We start from the raw sequence: 18,168 nt of genomic DNA on the forward strand, positions 1-18,168 counted from the left end.
ATCCCGATGAAAGCATTCCGCACGGATGAACTGTGGGTGCATTTGTACTGGCTGACGGTACTCGCTGAATCGGGAAGTTTTACCCGCGCGGCTGATCGGCTGGAGGTCAGCAAGGCAGCCATGAGTCAGAAAATCAAAGAGCTGGAGAATATGGCCGGCACAGCACTGGTGCAGCGCACTACCCGCAGCGTCCGTCTGACCTCGGCGGGCGAAAAACTGGTGGATAACTTGCGCGATCCTTTTGCGCAAATTGAGCAATCCTTTTTACGCATTCGTGATGAAACCGGCCCGGTGAGAGGCCTGGTGCGTGTCAGTGCGCCGGTAGCCTTTGCGCGCCAGCAGCTCGTCCCGGTTATTGGCGATTTTGTCCGGGAGTACCCGCAGGTCACTATTCAGCTGGATGTCAACGACCGTCTGGTATCACTGACTCGTGAAGGTTTTGATTTGGCCATCCGTCACAGCCAGACACTTCCGGAGACCCACATTGCGCTGAAGTTGTGTGACACGCATGCGGTTCTGGTTGCCTCCCCCGCTTACCTGGCGCAATACGGCACCCCGCAAAAGCCCGACGACCTTGAGCGGCATAACTGTCTGTACTATCTGCGCGGACAGGAACCGCCGCGATGGCATTTCCATAAAGTGACGGGCGGAGAGGAAACCGTAATGGTGAAGGGACAGGGAAACTTTGCCACTAACAACAGCGAATCCGTCCGCGATGCGGCATTACAGGGACTCGGTATCGCCCTGCTTCCTGATTTTAGTGCGCGAGCCGCGCTGGCTGCAGGGACACTAACGCAGGTTCTGCCCGCATGGCGAACGGTAGACGCATTTGCCGAAAGCTTATGGGTAGTACGTCCGCATACTGCGCAGGTTCCTAAGGCTGTGACCACGTTTATTCGGTGGCTGCGGGCGAGGTTTGCGGAGTAGAGTTTAGTAGAATGGTGATGGTGATTATGTGCGGATGGGCTGCATTGTGCCAGGAGCGGACGTTGGCGTGTTATGACGATTTCAGGATTACTCATAGAATGGCTTTGTAGTTGAGATTAACGTGTTCGGAATATTATTCCGCTGTATCCTGACCAAATTGTTTTTGATATCACTCACGCAAAATGTTTTGCGTAGTTGAAAAGAAGGAATTCGTATAATATGTCTCAAATTAAATTTGAACTGAGTCGTGGAAGCGACATATTACGTGATGGTATGTTTCTGGAATTATCTGTCAGCGAGACATCTCCTTTACGGCAAATTGCTGAAGTTTTCTATTCGGATGTTACGCACGAATTCTTTTTGACCTGCTACGAAGAGAATATCCCTCTGGAAGCAGTGGAAAAACTGATTTCGGAGGCGAGGATATCTCTCCCGCCAGTGAAGCAAGAACAATCCACATAGCACAGACCACATATCAATGTCCGCTCCTCGCTCAAAGCGGACCTTCATCTTAGTCAGCTCGTTCGCTCTGCGCCAAAAGCTGAAGGACTTAAATCAGTCTGGTATTTTTATCGTTGCTACCGTTCATCCTGTACAGGAGTAAACGAATGAAAACAGACTGGCACGGTTCTTCATTGACTCGTAACACTGTCGTGAATAACAACTACAAAAACACACAAAACGTTCGTCGTTTCATGACTGATGAATGTGGGCCAGATTTTAGATTTGATCGTGCTTTTATGGCCTGGATTCGAAACGATATCCCTAAAAATTTAGGTGATGTGGTGGATGAGTGGAAACGCAGACATTGCCTTTAAAAGTTACCCAACTGGTTACTCTCAGCTTAAATTGTACCGTGATACTGCCCGTTACGTGCAAAGAGCGAACCTTGCTAATGTTCTGCCATATCGATCAAATACGAGTCGGTCACCTCAGGCGTACAGGTACCTGTTTACGTACCGCATTCGACAGAACTAAGGATGTCGTCACTGAACCATGAACTGCAAGGGCATCGACAATGGCCTCCAGATCAGTCGGTTGAGAAAAAACGCAACGTACGATGAAGCAGTCCTCTCCTGTGATTCTGTCAGCTTCTATCACTTCAGGAATAGCGTTAAATAACGCCAGATATTGTTTGATGTATTGGTGGGTGGTGCGCACTCGCAGGATCGCCTGTAATCCCAGTCCAATCTCTCGCAAACTGACGCGGGCACCGTAACCTTCAATGACGCCTGCACTTTCGAGTTTTTTGACCCGTTCGCTCATCGCTGGCTGCGAAAGTCCAATGCATTTGCCCAGAGACGCCAGACTCTGACGTGCGTTCGTTTGGAGTGCTTCCAGAATTTGCCGATCTTTACTGTCAAGCTCCATGCTGATCCTTTGCCCAAAACAGAGATGAATCATCGGCTAATCGGGCTGTATTTCGATGATTTGCCATTCAGGAACGATGTGGCATTTGACTACATTATGTGAACACCTCTTTGGGAATCAAGACATGACATCTCCAATATTGCTTCTTCCGGGAATTGGCAACTCGGGCTCCGGACACTGGCAAACGCTATGGGCAAAAACTGACGCGTCAATGACCCTCATTTCGGGACAAGACTGGGATCACCCGATTTGCGAAGAGTGGGTCGAAAATTTAGAAACTGCCGTCAGAAAGATCGGGCCAGACGTCATTTTGGTCGCCCATAGCCTTGGCTGCCTGCAGGTTGCGAACTGGGCACAACATAGCCGCACAGTTGTGAGAGGCGCTTTGCTGGTCGCAGTGCCAGATCCCACACGCGATGCGTTTCCAGAAGAGGCTCAGGGGTTTAGTGTTTCCCGAAGTGAAAAGCATCTCGCATTTCCGAGCATAATGATTGTCAGTTCCAATGACCCTTATGCCGATATCCATTACAGCCAGTGCCGTGCCAATGCCTGGGGCAGTCGTCTGGTCAATATCGGTGAGCGAGGGCATATCAACGCAGCCAGCGGACTCGGTGACTGGCCTCAAGGGAGAGCATGGTTAAAAGCGCTTATTGCCAAGTCCACAATGCCGAACTGATCGTGAGTATGCCGCCCAAAAGAGATATCGCTGCTGGCGTTCACCGCCTCGATACCCGCTACAGTAAAAGCCAGAAGCTGAATGGCATGTTGGCGCACGATGTCAGGATTTTTACTGCCGCAGTTGGTCGTGTTGCTCGAGTTCATAATCAATAAACGCACCGATCATCGCCCGGTAGACCTTTTCGATAATCACTTCGGGAAGTCCTGCTTCAGTTGCCTGTTTACTGACTTTGTCGATTACCTGCTGGACGCGGTCTGGAGCACGCACAGCTGAGTGGTCACTTTTAAAAGCTGCTGCAGCTTTAACACATCGGCCACGTTGCGCGATCATTTTAACCAGTTCACTGTCAATTTGATCGATACGATTTCTGACATCATCAATTGATGAAAAATCCATTTCAACCCCATATAGCTAGTACATGAGTACGTCAGGTTACACAAATTTTCGATTAAAAACAGTCTTCAATTTTGACCTGTTCCCTGAAAATGAATATACGGCCTCATTCGCAAATTCCTCCTCCACGATCTTATAACCGCGAACGTCCGCTTCTCGCTCATAGCCGACGTTCATTTTTTAACAGCCATCACGTATCTTCTCATTCCCGAGCTGCCTGCTACCCAACACCTCTGCCCCTCACCTGCCAGCGCACTAACTCCCCGGCATCGCCCATTCCCCCCGATCACGTAACGGCTTTATCTATTACTTTTCGTAAAGCGGATCACAAATCAGCGCGCCAGATGACTCACTGCACAATTTCATATTGAATATCAATTTTCCAGGTGCCAGGATTAACCGGCATCACGCTTGTTACCGATTATCGGGCAAAACCTGAATGCAGGCTGAGGGATAATCCCTTCAACGCTGTATTTATGTTTTGCCCGATTGTGTTTCAGGAATGAGCGATGCTGGTAAGACAAATACTGAATAATAATGTGGTCAGTGCCGTAGATGATAACGGCCTTGAAGTGATTTTAACCGGTCGGGGGCTGGGATTTAATACACGCAACGGGGCCCGTATTCATCTGCACGAAGCAGAAAAGATATTTCGGCTGCAAGATTCAGGCATCTCTGCACGCTTTAAAGATCTGGTCAGTGAAGTTCCCATCGATATTCTCCAGTTGACCGCCGATATCGTCAGCCTGGCGCATGAAACGCTGAAGCATAAACTAAGCGAAGGGCTGTATGTCACGCTGGCCGATCACCTCTACTTTGCGCTGGAGCGGCATAAAAATAACGCGCTGCTCGCCAACCCACTGGAATGGGAAGTCCGTCATTTTTACACCGCAGAATATGCGATTGGCCGCCAGGCACTGGGCATGGTGGTGGCCCGCACCGGCACCGTGCTACCAGACAGCGAAGCCTGCAGTATTGCGCTGCATATCGTGAATGCCGGGCTCAATGATAACTTAGGCAAAACCACTAAAATCACCCAACTCCTCTGTCAGTTACAACAAATCGTAAAATACTTTTTTACGCTGACCCGCGATGAACACAGTCTGAATTACCAGCGCTTCATTACCCATTTAAAATTCTTTGCGCAGCGGGTCATTGATGGCGAAGTATTAAATAACGACGACGAGGAATTATTCACGCTGGCACAACAGCGATATGCCCGAACGTTTGAGTGCGTAGAAGCCATCAGCACCTTCGTAAAAAAACATTATCACCACAGTATGAGTCACTCAGAAAAACTCTATCTAACGGTACACATTGAAAACATCGTGCAGCGCAGTGCGCATGATGTTGACACCCCATAATGCATTACTGAATTGCTTTACCGGCTTGTGACTGTTTAATCAGGCAAACCCCAGAAAATATGCCACCCGGTTTATGCCGGTCATTGTGGATGACGTCATATCGACTTCAGTCTGGAGGGATTTATGAATTATCAGGACACCGCACAGCAAATTATTCCCCTGATAGGCGGAAAAGATAACGTACAGTCTTTATTTCACTGCATTACCCGCCTGCGTTTTTTACTAAGAGATAACAGTAAAGCCGACCGTCACGCGCTTGAAGCACTGGATGGCGTGATCGGGGTTAATATTTCTGGCGACCAGTTTCAACTCATCATCGGTAATGATGTCAAACCACTGTGCGATGCGCTGCTCAGTCAGCTTCCGCTTCAGGAAGCTTCTGTCCGCCCTGCTTCGCGCTGTAACCCTGTTTCCGCAGTGCTTGAAGGGCTGTCCGGCATCTTCTCACCGATTATTCCGGCCATAGCGGGTGCAGGGATTCTCAAGGGCATTCTGGCGCTAATGGTGGCGTTTCACTGGCTGGAGACACAAAACCAGAGCTACCAGATCCTGCTGGCGATCAGTGATGGCGTGTTCTATTTTTTGCCGCTGGCGCTGGCGTTCAGTGCGGCAAAACGCTTTGGTGCCAATCCTTATGTCGCTGTTGCGCTGGCGGCATCACTCTTTCACCCTGCCCTGCAAACCCTCTTTACCGCAGGTGAGCCGATACGTTTTCTGGGTTTACCCGTTCCCACGGTGAACTATGCTTCGACAGTCATTCCGGTCCTGCTATCAATCTGGCTGTTGAGTTACGTGGAGCGCCTGATTGACCGCGTTATCCCTGCCGCCCTCAAAACCATGTTTGTTCCGCTTTTAAGCCTGCTTATCGTCACGCCGGTGACGCTGATCGCTATCGGGCCATTAGGGATTTTTGCCGGTAACGCGCTGACCGGGGGCATTATCTGGCTGGTCGAAAACATGGGCATTATCGCGGGCGTGGTGGTCGGCGGGACGTTGTCGCTGATTATTATTACCGGCATGCACTATGTGCTGGTGCCGGTCATGATCCATAACATCAGCCATATGGGATTCGACCCGTTTAAAATTCTTTTCTATGTGGCCAACCTTGGTCAGGCCGGTGCGGCGTTTGGCGTCTTTCTGCGGGCCCGGGATAAAAAGCTTAAATCGCTGGCGCTTACCACCAGCTTCAGTGCTGCCATGGGCATCACCGAGCCTGCGATGTACGGCATCAACATTCGCTACAAACGTCCCTTTGCCGCCGCTCTGCTTGGCGGTGCCTGTGGTGGCGCGTTTGCGATGGCGATGGGCGTAAAAACCTATGCGTTTGCACTCAGCGGCCTGCCCGGCATTCCCGCCCTGGTTGGTCCCACCTTCTTATCAGCACTGCTGAGTCTGGTCATTGCCTTTTCCAGTGCGGCCCTGCTGACCGTCATACTGGGTTTTGAGGAAGCGACCCGGAAGAACGTGGACAATACAGCCTCCTCACACTGTCATCATACGCAGGACCACGTAAGGCTTTTTGCGCCGGTCAGCGGTGAGATCACTCCGTTAAGCGCCTTAGCCGATCCGGTTTTTGCCGATGAAATTTTTGGCAAAGGGCTGGCGATTTATCCGACCGGCGGCAAGTTGCGCTCCCCCATTGATGGCCGCGTCGAGTCGCTCTTTGAAACCCACCACGCGCTGGGGCTGAAAAGTGACACTGGCGCGGAAATCCTGATCCACATTGGCATCGATACCGTGAAACTCGGCGGCCGCCATTTCACCAGCCATATTCAGCCGGGCCAGTTTATCCGCACCGGCGATCTGCTGATCACATTCGATCTGAACGCGCTTGAGGCCGAAGGCATCGATCCGAGCGTGATTGTAATCGTGACCAACTGCGAACGCTATGGCGAGGTTCGCCCGGTAAAAGCCGGGGGACATATCGCCTGCCGTGACGCTTTTCTGACACTCACCGCTGCGGCGGTTTAAGGAGCAAAGCATGACGTATTCACCCTCTTTTCCCGAAGGTTTTCTGTGGGGCGGTGCCACGGCCGCGAATCAGCTTGAGGGCGCCTGGCATGTCGGCGGTAAAGGACTGTCCGTATCGGATGTGTACACCTTTGACGCATCCACACCACAAGACCAGTGGCTGGATCAGTGGTTAAGCATGACCCATGCGCAGGTAGCGGAAGCACAGAATCCGGAGAGCAAAAAATATTATCCCAAACGTAAAGGCAACGGGTTTTACACCCACTTTAAAGAGGATATCGCGCTGTTCGCCGGGATGGGATTCAGGTGCTTCAGGATGTCGATTGCCTGGACGCGCATCTTTCCACGCGGCGATGAAGCAGAACCCAACGAGGCGGGCCTGCAGTTTTATGATGCAGTGCTGGATGCTCTGCTCGCTCACGGGATCGAACCGATTGTGTCATTGTCACATTACGAAATGCCGCTTGCGCTGGTGACGGATTACGGCGGCTGGCCCAATCGCCAACTGGTAGATTTCTATGTGCGTTTTGCCACCACAGTTTTCATGCGCTATCGCAAAAAAGTGAAATACTGGATGACGTTCAACGAGATCAACTGTGTTAAGCATCACCCTTACGTGAGCATTGGCGTAATTGAAGAAGGTCACCCGCATATTGAACAGGATAAATACCAGGGTGCCCATCATCAGTTTGTCGCCAGCGCGCTGGCGACAAAGGCTTGCCACGCCATTATTCCGAGTGCGCAGGTGGGCTGTATGATCAGCTATCAAATCCTGTATCCGCACACCTGCCATCCGGATGATGTGCAGGCGTGCGAAGAGATGCAGCGCGTGTCGTTGTTTTTTAGCGATGTGCAGGCACGCGGCTACTATCCGGCTTATGCAGAAAGAATGCTGGCGGAAAAAGGCGTACAGCTGATTAAAGCCGTAGGCGACGATGAAATCCTGCGGCAACATCCGGTGGACTTTGTTTCCTTTAGTTATTACATGTCCAGCACGGTCAGCGCCCATCCTGAAAAACTCACCGGCGCGCAGGGCAACCTGATCACAGGCGGCATCAGAAATCCGCACCTGGAAACCAGTGAATGGGGTTGGCAAATCGATCCCAAAGGCCTGCGACTGGCACTGAATCAGCTGTATGATCGCTATCAAAAGCCGCTCTTTATTGCCGAAAACGGCCTGGGCGCAGTGGATACCGTCAAGGCCGATGGCAGTATTGATGACGATTACCGCATTGACTACCTGCGCCAGCACGTCGCGCAAATGAAAGAGGCCATTGCAGATGGCGTTCCCCTGTTTGGCTACACCTGGTGGGGACCGATTGACGTGGTGAGCGCAGGTACGGCGCAGATGTCTAAACGTTATGGGTTTATCTACGTGGATCAGGACGATATGGGCAATGGCACGCAGAAACGTACCTTAAAAAAGAGCTATCACTGGTATAAAAAACTGATAGCCTCTAATGGCGAAGACACAGGTCATTAAGCCGGTTGAACGCCATTGCTGTGACCTGCTGGCAGTCGCTGTCAGCAGGTCATTTTGATCTCAGCCGCTACCATGCATATCTGGCAGAAACACGTTGCTGTCACATCAACCTGAAGAGAGGGTTAAGTTGAACACGCTGCATCTCGTCGATCCCGAGCTACGTCCCCTGCTCGCTAACAGCGCGCCGCTGGAACTCACGCCTGACGCAATCATTGCGCTACGCCAGCAGCGCCAGGATGCTGCGCTTAAGCAGGTCCAGTCGTACCGCGACCAGGGGCTGAACATTGATGAACACCTGATCGCGTTTCCCGGCCATCCGTCGGTCAGAGTCTGTGTGATCACGCCCGTTGCGGCCGCCGGTAAACGCATGGGCATATTACATCTTCATGGCGGCGGTCATCTGTTTGGCAGCCCGGAGCAGTCTCTGTCGCTGACCAGCGCGACGGCACGGCGACATAACTGTGTGGTGGTCTCGGTGGACTATCGGCTGTCACCGGAAACCGTATTTCCGGGATCGCTGGAAGACAGCTATCAGGTGCTGAACTGGATGGTGAATGAAGCCGCGATGCTGGGCATTGATCCGGCACGTATCGGTGTTATGGGCGACAGCGCCGGTGCCGGGCTGGCGGCCTCACTGGCGCTGTTCACCCGCGATCGGAATGGCCCCACGCTGGCCTTTCAGAATCTGATGTTCCCGATGCTGGATGACCGCACGGTCACCGAAACCCACCCCAATCCCGTGACCGGCGAGTTTGTCTGGACGCGGGAATACAACCGCATCGGCTGGTCGGCGCTGCTGGGCGAAGCGCCCGGTGGCGAAGCCGTTTCGCCTTATGCGGCCCCCGCTCGCGCCACAGACCTGCGCGGGCTTCCCCCGGCCTGGATTGGCGTGGGTACGCTGGATCTGTTTCTGGATGAGAACCTCGACTATGCACAGCGGTTAATCCGCGCCGGGGTTGCCGTGGAGTTGCACGTCTGGCCGGGCGCATTTCATGGTTTCCACGGCAGTGAGACGGCGGCAGTATCGTTGCAGGCCCGGGAACTCCGCCAAATCTGGCTGTCGCGCTTTGCGCCCTGATACTCAGCCAGGCCAGGGTAAACGTCCATCCAGGGCTCACGGAGTGAAGTGATGCAAATGCTGCACATTGTGCCTCGCCTGATGACAGCGGTGCGGGCGGGCAACAAACGCCATACGATATGCTGGCAGGAACAGGCCATTACGCCCGGTCCGCTGCGTTATATCAACCACGAAGATCCTGCTGACAGCGTCATTGTGACTGTTGAACGGGTTGTCATGATGCCGCTGTCATCCGTCGCGCAGCATCTGGGCAAAGATGAGGAATGGCCCGATGCGGAACTGCTGGCAGGCATGCAGGAGCACTATCCCGCGATTCAGCTCGATTCTCAGGTGGCAGTGATACATCACTCCGCCCCCTGTGAGACGGAGACAGGACGCTATCAGACACTGCTGGCCGCATTGACGGCGCTGGAATGCAGTCTGCATCAGGAAAAACGTTACGATGCAGCCTGGCTGGCGCAGCGACTGCATCCTGAATTTCAGGAAATTACCCGCTCGGGCGTGCGGGTGAATCGCGCGCAGACGATTGCGGCCTTACAAGCTGAAGCGCATGCGCCGGCAATCGTCAGCCGCGATTTTCAGCTGATACAGACAGGAACACATCACGCCCTGTTGCTTTACCGTACCGCAAGACCCGATGGCCGCCATGCCGCATGGCGGTCGTCCCATTGGGTGTACCACGCAACGCAAGGCTGGCAGATGATTTTTCATCAGGCCAGCCCCGCAGCAGAACCGGATTTTTAGTGCGGATACCGGCGCATCCTGAAGACGGATGCGCCCGCCTGGCTATTTCACTACCGGGTTTTTCTGCAACGACAGCGCATCCATAAACGCATCGTCCAGTTGCAGGTGTTGTTTCACCAGGTCGCGCGGCGTACCGGCCAGCCATTGATTCAGTGAAATGTCAGCGTAATAATCGCTTTTGAACAGCTCCAGGAAACGCAGCGGCCCCTTGCCGGTGTTTTCCACATAGTGCCCCATGGCGAACGGCACATAGCCGACATCTCCGGCCCGGTAATCAAAGGTTCTGGCCTGGCCGGATGAACCAAACACGCCCATGCGTCCTTCGCCTTCCAGATAGTATTGCCACTCATCGTTGTTTGGATGCCAGTGCAGCTCACGCAAGCCACCGGGTTCGATCTCGACCAGTGCCGCCGCAATGGTTTTGGAGACCTTAAAGGTGGAAGAGTCGGTGATGCGGACCGTGCCGCCTGGCGCTTTGATCGGGTCCTGCGCCAGCATACGGTGAGTAAAGGTGCGTTTGGCTTTGGTTGCCCCTTGCACCTGCACCGATGACAGGCTGCCGGGCACCGGTGCGGCAAAGATATATTCGTCCTGCGGTGACGGTAATTTCGCAAAGGTTGAGACAGGGACCTTAAAGTTTTTCGCCAGGATCTCGGGCGGAATATGTTTAAACCAGTCAGACAGCAGGAAGGTGCTGTCTTCATCGAATCCACCGTTATCAAAGGCCAGCAGGAACTCACAGCCGTCCGGCCCCAGGCCCTGAATAGAGTGCGGAATGCCCGGCGGGAAATACCACAAATCACCCACGCCAATATCGTCCACGAACCAGGTGCCGTCGGTATCAAACGCCGTGACGCGGGCGTTGCCGTAGGTCATGTACGCCCATTCGCCCTCTTTATGCCAGTGCAGCTCACGAATGCCCCCTGCATTGAGGCGCATATCCACGCCCGCAATCGTGGTGGAGACGCCGAGCTCACGTTGAGTGACCTGGCGGGTCCATCCACCGCTGCTTTTACGTACGTGCGCGTCACTGAAGGAAAAGCGCAGATTCGGTAACGTGCCGCTGTCCGTCGCCGGTGGATTCACAATATCCGGGTTTTCGGCTTCGCGGATCGGATCGTGCGGGCCGGGATCGCGGCCCCCGCCGGAAAAAGACTGGATGCTGTCATGCGCGTGCACCTGTCCGGCCGCCAGCGCGACGGTGCCGCCCGCCGCAAAAGCCATAAAACTTCTTCGGGTTAATTTACTCATAAATACACTACCTCGTTCCTTGCTGATAAAGTCGCCGACATGCACTGTCCTAAGGAATGTATAGCGGGGAAAGTTAAATTTTATTTATGTGATATGTAAATTTTGATGACAACCACAAGACAGGTATGGCGCAGAAGTTATCAACGCGTGCGAACTCTTTGCCGCTGGTTTAGGAATGGTTAATTTTTCTTATTGATACTGCCCCAGAACTGGCACGAAAAGATAATTTTCGCGTCCGGCCTTCGTATCGTTTTTGGTCACACTTTGTTACAGGTGCAGGCCAGTGAGTGCACCGGCGCAGGCGGGTGACTGAGCAGGCATAAGGTGAATTGACTGCATAACGGGCGATCAGGTTATCCGGCCAGCATGACGGTGGTGTCCTGACCGCCTGAACAGGGCGCAAATAAGTCGGAACAGTGCGGCGTCTGGCCGACATAACCTGCGTGACCCGACATGAACGTCCTGTCAGAACATGCCGTCCCGACGCGGTCTGGCGGCCTGTTGGGGTGCGCGTGCGGAGAAAGGCGCATCAGGTTGTTGCGCACAAGACGGGTAAGCGCTGTGCCGTTCAGGCAGGTTAACGATGATGATGCTCTCTTCCGGTCCGTCGAGCACCTCATCCATCAGGTTCAGATAGTCGTAAGCATTTTGCATAAATCGTCTCTGTTCAGTTATCCATAGTGAAGCAGGTAATCCAGTCAACACAGGCACGAAATGATCACTGCGAAGGATCGATAATAGCCGCTAATCACCCTGTCACAAGCAGATTACGCTTATATGACAACAATCAGAGGAAAATGCGGCGTGCACAGGGCACGCCGCACCAGGTCAGAAGAAGCCAAGTGGCTGAATGCTGTAACTCACTAGCAGGTTTTTAGTCTGCTGATAGTGATCAAGCATCATCTTGTGGGTTTCACGACCAATGCCCGATTTCTTGTACCCGCCAAAGGCGGCATGGGCAGGATAGAGATGGTAACAGTTAGTCCAGACGCGACCGGCTTTGATCGCACGGCCCACCCGATAGGCGCGGTTGATATCCCGCGTCCAGACGCCCGCGCCCAGCCCATAGATGGAATCATTGGCGATGGCGATGGCTTCTGCCTCGTCTTTGAAGGTGGTGATGCCGACAACCGGCCCAAAGATCTCCTCCTGGAAGACGCGCATGCTGTTGTTGCCTTTCAGCAGCGTCGGCTGGATGTAGTAGCCGCTGGCGAGCGCATCATCGAGCTTTTCAACGCCGCCGCCGGTGAGGATTTCGGCCCCTTCCTGACGGGCAATCTCCAGATACGAGAGTATCTTGTCGAACTGCTGCTGTGACGCCTGAGCACCGACCATGGTCTCCGTATCCAGCGGATCGCCGCGTCTGATGGTTTTGATACGTTTAAGCACCGCCGCCATAAAGGGCTCATAGATGGATTCCTGCACCAGCGCGCGCGACGGGCAGGTACAGACTTCGCCCTGATTCAGGAAGCCCAGCACTACGCCCTCTGCCGCTTTTTCAATGAAGCTCTCTTCGGCCTGCATAATGTCTTCGAAGAAGATGTTAGGTGATTTACCGCCCAGCTCAACGGTGGACGGGATCAGGCTTTTCGCCGCCAGCTCCAGAATGTGTCCGCCCGTCGCCGTCGATCCGGTAAAGGCCACCTTGGCAATACCGGGATGCGAGGCCAGCGCCTCACCGGCTTCTTTTCCGTAGCCGTGAACCACGTTCACCACACCGGGCGGCAGCAGATCTTGAATCAGTTCAACAAACAGCGTGATCGACAGCGGCGTTTGTTCTGCCGGTTTAAGCACCACGCAGTTGCCCGCACCCAGTGCCGGTGCCAGCTTCCAGGCCGCCATCAGCAGCGGGAAGTTCCACGGAATAATCTGCGCCACCACGCCCAGTGGCTCGTGGAAGTGATAGGCGGCGGTAAACTCGTCGATTTCAGCTGCGCTGCCCTCCTGCGCCCTGACGCAACCGGCGAAATAACGGAAATGATCCACCGCCAGCGGCATATCCGCAGCCAGCGTTTCCCGCACCGGCTTACCGTTATCCCAGGTTTCATTGACCGCCATGTATTCCAGATTTTCTTCCAGGCGGTCAGCAATTTTTAACAGTACCAGCGCACGTTGCTGAGGTGAGGTTTTGCCCCATGCGTCAGCGGCTGCGGCGGCGGCCGCCACGGCCTTATCGACATCGGCCTTGTCCGATCGGGGAAACTCGCCCACGGCTGAGCCGTTAACGGGGGACGTATTGGTAAAATAGTTACCGTTTACCGGGACGACGAACTCGCCGTTGATGAAATTGCCGTAGTGCTTCTGCAAAGTGATGAGAGAACCCTGTTCTCCTGGAGCGGCATAACGCATGCTGGATCTCCTTACGCTGTGTGATGTGAAACAACTATGAAACTTGTTGTTAACATATTCGATCAGCGCCAGCCTGACAGGTTTGTTGTCCCTAAACTGTGACCGCGGCGAAGGAAATACCCGCCAGAGCCACTACAGATAATTCCGACTTTTTACCGCTTCGCCTGTTAACTGGAAACTTTCGGCGCGAATGAGGTCAATATGAGGATATGTTCACTCTGGAGGTAGGTCAGCATGTTGGCTTCGGCTTTCACGTTAATGCGCGCAAAAGCAGATTTCGTCCACCAGTTCATCCGCAATCCGCGCAAGATGGGCAGCATCACGCCGTCTTCCGAAGCGCTGTGTCGCACTATGGTGGAAGCGGTCGACTGGCGTCATCAATTCCGGATCGCTGAGTTAGGCGCAGGCGATGGTGTGCTGACGCGTCGCCTGCTGGCAAAGATGGCACCTGAGGCCACACTGGACGTATTTGAAATCAGCAGCGCGCTGGCACAAAAGCTTAACGCTGGATGATGAACGCATGACGGTACGCACCTGTTCGGCGGAGTACCTGAACGGCAGCTATGACGCTATTTTTTCTGGCCTTCCGCTTCTGTCGCTGTCGCCGGAACTGCGCGAGGCGATTTTACAGGCGGTTTTCCACGCGCTGGGCCCAAACGGCGTCTTTGTACAGTTTCAGTACACATCCCTGACCCAGCCCGATTTGTCCCGTTACTTTACCTGGGAACGTCAGCGGGTTTTAAAAAACGTGCCGCCCGCCTGGGTTTACCGCTGCGCCCGTCACTATGCGCCCTGAGCGCTGTCGACCGCCGGGCGCGTTTGCAGCCAGAAATGGGTTAAAATGCTGCGTGCCCAGTCCGCCCCCTGCAGTTCGGCGCCATCGCTGTCTACATCGTCGGGCAGACAGGCATCCATAATCTGGCGATCAAATTCGGGATGGAACTGCATGGACAGCGCATTCGGCGAATAGCGCAATACCTGGCAGGGATCTTTTTCTGACTGTGCCAGAATCGTCGACTGCGGCGGCGGTATCACCACCGACTGACGATGAGAAAGCCAGGCCTCGAAGTGATCCGGCAGGGTCGCAAGCAGGGGATCGTGCTTCGCCGCGGTTGTCGTGTTCAGCGCCAGTAATCCCCGTTCCCAGCCATGAGGGTTGTCCGCGACTTTACCTCCCAGCGCATACGCCATGAGCTGATGGCCGTAACACACGCCCAGTAGTGGCAACTGCGCGTCCATCCCCGCGCGAACCCAGGCGGCGGTGCGTTCGCTCCACTCCTCATGGTCAGTCACCATTGCCCACGAACCGCTTAATACCGCGCCGGAGATTTCAGTAAACTGCGGCAACGGCTCACCCAGATGCGGACGGACGATAAGGTAATCTTCAGGCTGTAAATTCAGAGCATCAATAAACCAGACCGGCTGTTCACCGATTTTTTCGACCACACTGGCAGGAGGAACATCTAACTGAATCAGGGCAAGCGGCAAGGCAGGTGCATAAGTCATACCGAATCGGATCCTCACAGGCGTTAACGTTTCGGAAAATCAGTCTGACAGCAACTGTTGTAAAAGTCTTATGAATTTTTAGAGTTAACTAAATAAAAAAAACGTTAATCATTGTCTTAACCGCGCGGGTTCATGCCATGATTATCGGGTAACGTGTTTTTTCAAAGGATGACATTGTGGCAGTGCGGCATTTCTTTACGGTTCTGATGGTCGTGTCCATCTGGGCCTTTAATAACGTGGCGGTGAAATGGGGCTTAGTGGATTTACCGCCCCTGTTCCTGACCTGGATGCGGTTTTTCGTCGTGGCGATTGTCCTGGTACCGTTTTGCCGGATTAACCGTCAACAGTTTCCCTGGCTGTTACTGCTGGCCTTTACGTTTGGCTTTATGCACTTCTCACTGCTGTTTCTCGGCATGCGTTACACCGATGCCGGAACAGGAGCGATTGTGGTGCAACTGGGCACGCCGATTGCGATGCTGCTGGCGATGGTATTCCTGAAAGAGAAGCTGCGGCTTATCCAGCTTATCGGCATTATGATTTCGCTGAGCGGTGTAGTGGTGCTGTCCGGCAGCCCGACGATCCCCGCCTGGTGGGTGCTCTGTATCCTGCTGTGCAGCGCCACGGGCTGGGCGGTGAGCAATCTGATTGTGAAAAAATCGCCCCCGATTAAGCCGCTGACCATGACGGGCTGGATCGCGTTTCTGGCGTTGCCCATTGTCGGCGCGGCCAGCTATATGTCCGAATCACATCAGCTTTATGCCCTGCAACATGCGGGCTGGCGCGGCTGGTTTGCCATTCTCTACAGTGCGATTGCCTCTTCGGTAGTCGCCTATACCTTGTGGTATTCACTACTGAAGAAATACAACGTTAACCTGATTATGCCCTACTCCCTGCTGACACCGGTGCTGGCAGTGATCATGGGCATTGTGGTGCTGGGCGACAGCCTGAACAGTTTCAAAATTATTGGTGCCTCGCTGGTGATCCTCGGCACTACCATTGCGGTAATCAACCTGCGTAATCTGCGCATGCACGCCCGGTTTCCGCGCTTACGACGTCGTTAAAGGCACATGCTATGCTTCAGGAATCGTCCGCTTCAGGAGCCTGTAGCATGAATCATCTGGCCAACGCACTCTGGCAGCAGATGTGGCAAGGATTGCATGGCAACCCTGCGCCACACGCGCTGCCCGTTTTCACCGATCACGCGGCCTTTTCCTCCGCCTATGCCGTCAGTGAACTGGCGGCCACCAGTCTGGGATTAGCGACGCAGGGCATCGCTGAATTACTCAATCGTCCTGTCCGTGCACAGATCAATGTCCGCCTTGCCTCACGCTGGTTCCAGCACAGTTTTATGCCGCTTAACCGCCCTGCACCCGCACTGTGGGATGCCTTCGCGGGCGATTACGCCTGCCGCAACGGCTGGATCCGTCTGCATACCAATGCGCCCCACCATCGCCTGGCGATGGAGAGCGTGCTGGGTCAGCATCCGGATCGGGATGCGCTGGCGCGGGAAGTGGCGCAGTGGCAGGCTACCGAGCTGGAGCAGGCCGTGATTGACGCTGGCGGTTGCGCTGCAGAAATGCGCAGTGCTGAAGCCTGGCGACAGCATCCGCAGGGACTGGCCGTCATACATGAACCGTTGTTTGCCCTGCAGACCATGACCGAAGGCCCTGCGGTCGACTGGGCGTTGCCCGACGCGCGTCCGTTACTGGGCATCAGGGTGCTGGATCTGACGCGCATCATCGCGGGCCCGGTGGCCACGCGCTTTCTCGCCGGCCTGGGGGCAAATGTGTTGCGTATCGATCTACCCGGCTGGCAGGAGCCGGGCGCGGATGAAGAGCTTGCCTGCGGCAAGCGCCGCGCCGTGCTGGACCTGAAACAGCCCGCTGACCGTGCGCAGTTTATCTGGTTGCTGAAACAGGCCGATGTGCTTGTGCACGGTTACCGTGCCGATGCGCTGGAAAAGCTGGGATTTGATGCGGAATCGCTGCAAAGTCTGTGTCCCGGTCTGGTGGACGTGGGCCTGAATGCCTGGGGCTGGCAGGGCCCCTGGCGCAACCGGCGCGGTTTCGACAGTCTGGTGCAGATGGGTTGCGGTATTGCCGAACAGGGCATGCGCTGGAAGCAACATACTGCACCGGTGCCTCTGCCGGTTCAGGCGCTGGATCATGCCACGGGTTACCTGATAGCGGCGGCCGTGCTGGCCGGTCTGCGTCAGCGCCTTCATGAAGGCAGCGGAAGCCAGGCGCGCCTGTCGCTGGCGCGCACCGCCTGGCTGCTGGAGCAGCACCGTTACGCCAGCGACATGGCCCATTCGGGGATCATCCCGCAGCACAGCGACAATCAGCCCAGCCTGGAACTTACACCGTGGGGAATCGGCGTGCGTCTGCATTCCGCCGCATGGCTGCCCGGCACCGCCCTGAAGTGTGCCACGCCCGGCTGCCCACCCGGCAGCCATCCGGCGACGTGGTAAATCAGGCGTCGTCGCCCTGCTCGCTGGCGCTTTCCACCAGCTCATCGTACATGGCCTGAATCGCTTCACGGCTCAACTCGGCCAGGGTGCGGTAAAAGGCGGTAGTGGCATGCGCCTCGACTTTGCCCAGGAACGCGCCGCACCACGGCATCAGAAAGGTATCAAACAGCGCCAGTTGAGCGGCGCTTTCGTCTGCCGCAGACTGATCTTCCAGCCATGACGCCGCCAGCAACAGCGCGCCAAAATGGTCCGTCGGTGCTTCACCCAGCGGCATACCGCGCGAGGTTAAAAAGGCGCGGATCTCGGACTCCGGCTTTCCTTCCGGCCAGTGTGAGGCAAAGGGCGAAACGTTACATGATTCGCCAACAAACAGCGCCTCATAGTCGGCAGTCAGTGCCTGCGGATCGCTGCTCTGCTGCAACCGTTTCAACAGCGCATCCTGCTCCAGCGGCCACTGCGCCGCCAGTTTGCCTTCGCGAATCAGCGTAAACAGCGGTGCCAGCAGGGGATCCTGCGGATGGCGGTTAAACAGCGAGCCGATAATGCGGCACAGAATGGAAAACTCATTCATGAGTCAGAATT

The 18,168-nt window shown here is 54.8% G+C and carries 18 protein-coding genes and 1 pseudogene; 12 read left to right on the top strand and 7 right to left on the bottom strand.

Annotated features, from left to right (window positions below):
- Window positions 1-6 precede the first annotated feature (6 nt).
- The 3 genes from C1N59_RS12480 to C1N59_RS12490 all read left to right on the top strand — a co-directional run bounded on the left by C1N59_RS12480 (window position 7) and on the right by C1N59_RS12490 (window position 1,745).
- Complete coding sequence (locus C1N59_RS12480) at window positions 7-927, top strand: LysR substrate-binding domain-containing protein (RefSeq protein ID WP_033737487.1); 921 nt, start codon at window positions 7-9, stop codon at window positions 925-927.
- A 219-nt stretch (window positions 928-1,146) separates the two neighbouring features.
- Window positions 1,147-1,389 (top strand): hypothetical protein, encoded by a 243-nt coding sequence (locus C1N59_RS12485; RefSeq protein ID WP_394549641.1) that lies wholly within the window; start codon window positions 1,147-1,149, stop codon window positions 1,387-1,389.
- A gap of 146 nt (window positions 1,390-1,535) precedes the next feature.
- On the top strand, window positions 1,536-1,745 hold the full coding sequence (locus C1N59_RS12490; RefSeq protein WP_394549643.1) for a DUF6434 domain-containing protein: 210 nt from the start codon (window positions 1,536-1,538) through the stop codon (window positions 1,743-1,745).
- Between the two features lie 109 nt (window positions 1,746-1,854).
- On the opposite strand, the gene C1N59_RS12495 is transcribed toward C1N59_RS12490, so the two are convergent.
- Window positions 1,855-2,298, bottom strand: coding sequence for an Lrp/AsnC family transcriptional regulator (locus tag C1N59_RS12495; protein ID WP_033737491.1), 444 nt, complete (start codon window positions 2,296-2,298; stop codon window positions 1,855-1,857).
- 76 nt (window positions 2,299-2,374) lie between these two features.
- Between C1N59_RS12495 and C1N59_RS12500 the strand changes: the two genes are divergently transcribed.
- Window positions 2,375-2,974, top strand: coding sequence for an RBBP9/YdeN family alpha/beta hydrolase (locus tag C1N59_RS12500; protein ID WP_394549644.1), 600 nt, complete (start codon window positions 2,375-2,377; stop codon window positions 2,972-2,974).
- Between the two features lie 111 nt (window positions 2,975-3,085).
- On the opposite strand, the gene C1N59_RS12505 is transcribed toward C1N59_RS12500, so the two are convergent.
- A complete protein-coding gene (locus tag C1N59_RS12505) occupies window positions 3,086-3,373 on the bottom strand; it encodes a chorismate mutase (protein ID WP_033737493.1) in 288 nt (95 codons plus the stop codon).
- 506 nt (window positions 3,374-3,879) lie between these two features.
- Between C1N59_RS12505 and licT the strand changes: the two genes are divergently transcribed.
- From licT to C1N59_RS12530, 5 genes are all read left to right on the top strand, one after another.
- Window positions 3,880-4,734, top strand: coding sequence for a BglG family transcription antiterminator LicT (gene licT / locus C1N59_RS12510; protein ID WP_033737497.1), 855 nt, complete (start codon window positions 3,880-3,882; stop codon window positions 4,732-4,734).
- 123 nt (window positions 4,735-4,857) lie between these two features.
- Entirely contained in the window at window positions 4,858-6,705 is a 1,848-nt protein-coding gene (locus tag C1N59_RS12515) for a beta-glucoside-specific PTS transporter subunit IIABC (RefSeq protein ID WP_394549646.1), read from the top strand.
- A 10-nt stretch (window positions 6,706-6,715) separates the two neighbouring features.
- Window positions 6,716-8,188: a glycoside hydrolase family 1 protein gene (locus tag C1N59_RS12520; protein WP_394549648.1), complete on the top strand. Its 1,473-nt coding sequence runs from the start codon at window positions 6,716-6,718 to the stop codon at window positions 8,186-8,188.
- A 127-nt stretch (window positions 8,189-8,315) separates the two neighbouring features.
- Window positions 8,316-9,266: an alpha/beta hydrolase gene (locus C1N59_RS12525; protein WP_394549649.1), complete on the top strand. Its 951-nt coding sequence runs from the start codon at window positions 8,316-8,318 to the stop codon at window positions 9,264-9,266.
- A 51-nt stretch (window positions 9,267-9,317) separates the two neighbouring features.
- A complete protein-coding gene (locus tag C1N59_RS12530; RefSeq protein ID WP_394549650.1) occupies window positions 9,318-10,010 on the top strand; it encodes a DUF4440 domain-containing protein in 693 nt (230 codons plus the stop codon).
- A 42-nt stretch (window positions 10,011-10,052) separates the two neighbouring features.
- Here the strand turns inward: C1N59_RS12530 and C1N59_RS12535 are convergent, their stop codons facing one another.
- The 3 genes from C1N59_RS12535 to C1N59_RS12545 form a co-directional block, all read right to left on the bottom strand.
- Entirely contained in the window at window positions 10,053-11,261 is a 1,209-nt protein-coding gene (locus C1N59_RS12535; RefSeq protein ID WP_033737503.1) for a cupin domain-containing protein, read from the bottom strand.
- 465 nt (window positions 11,262-11,726) lie between these two features.
- Window positions 11,727-11,915: a hypothetical protein gene (locus C1N59_RS12540; RefSeq protein ID WP_006119695.1), complete on the bottom strand. Its 189-nt coding sequence runs from the start codon at window positions 11,913-11,915 to the stop codon at window positions 11,727-11,729.
- Window positions 11,916-12,089: 174 nt separating this feature from the next.
- A complete protein-coding gene (locus C1N59_RS12545) occupies window positions 12,090-13,610 on the bottom strand; it encodes an acetaldehyde dehydrogenase ExaC (protein ID WP_394549651.1) in 1,521 nt (506 codons plus the stop codon).
- 234 nt (window positions 13,611-13,844) lie between these two features.
- On the opposite strand from C1N59_RS12545, the pseudogene C1N59_RS12550 reads away from it, so the two are divergent.
- Window positions 13,845-14,406, top strand: a pseudogene (locus C1N59_RS12550) (class I SAM-dependent methyltransferase).
- Here the strand turns inward: C1N59_RS12550 and C1N59_RS12555 are convergent.
- Window positions 14,394-15,116 (bottom strand): glutamine amidotransferase, encoded by a 723-nt coding sequence (locus C1N59_RS12555; RefSeq protein ID WP_058701362.1) that lies wholly within the window; start codon window positions 15,114-15,116, stop codon window positions 14,394-14,396. The pseudogene C1N59_RS12550 and the gene C1N59_RS12555 overlap by 13 nt on opposite strands.
- Window positions 15,117-15,292: 176 nt before the next feature.
- On the opposite strand from C1N59_RS12555, the gene C1N59_RS12560 reads away from it, so the two are divergent.
- Window positions 15,293-16,177 (top strand): DMT family transporter, encoded by an 885-nt coding sequence (locus tag C1N59_RS12560; protein ID WP_006119699.1) that lies wholly within the window; start codon window positions 15,293-15,295, stop codon window positions 16,175-16,177.
- Window positions 16,178-16,224: 47 nt separating this feature from the next.
- Window positions 16,225-17,586: a CoA transferase gene (locus tag C1N59_RS12565; protein ID WP_394549652.1), complete on the top strand. Its 1,362-nt coding sequence runs from the start codon at window positions 16,225-16,227 to the stop codon at window positions 17,584-17,586.
- 1 nt (window position 17,587) lies between these two features.
- Here C1N59_RS12565 and C1N59_RS12570 read toward each other — a convergent pair whose 3' ends face one another.
- Complete coding sequence (locus tag C1N59_RS12570; RefSeq protein ID WP_006119701.1) at window positions 17,588-18,157, bottom strand: TorD/DmsD family molecular chaperone; 570 nt, start codon at window positions 18,155-18,157, stop codon at window positions 17,588-17,590.
- Window positions 18,158-18,168 lie beyond the last annotated feature (11 nt).

This window comes from Pantoea sp. SGAir0183 (genome assembly GCF_043545505.1).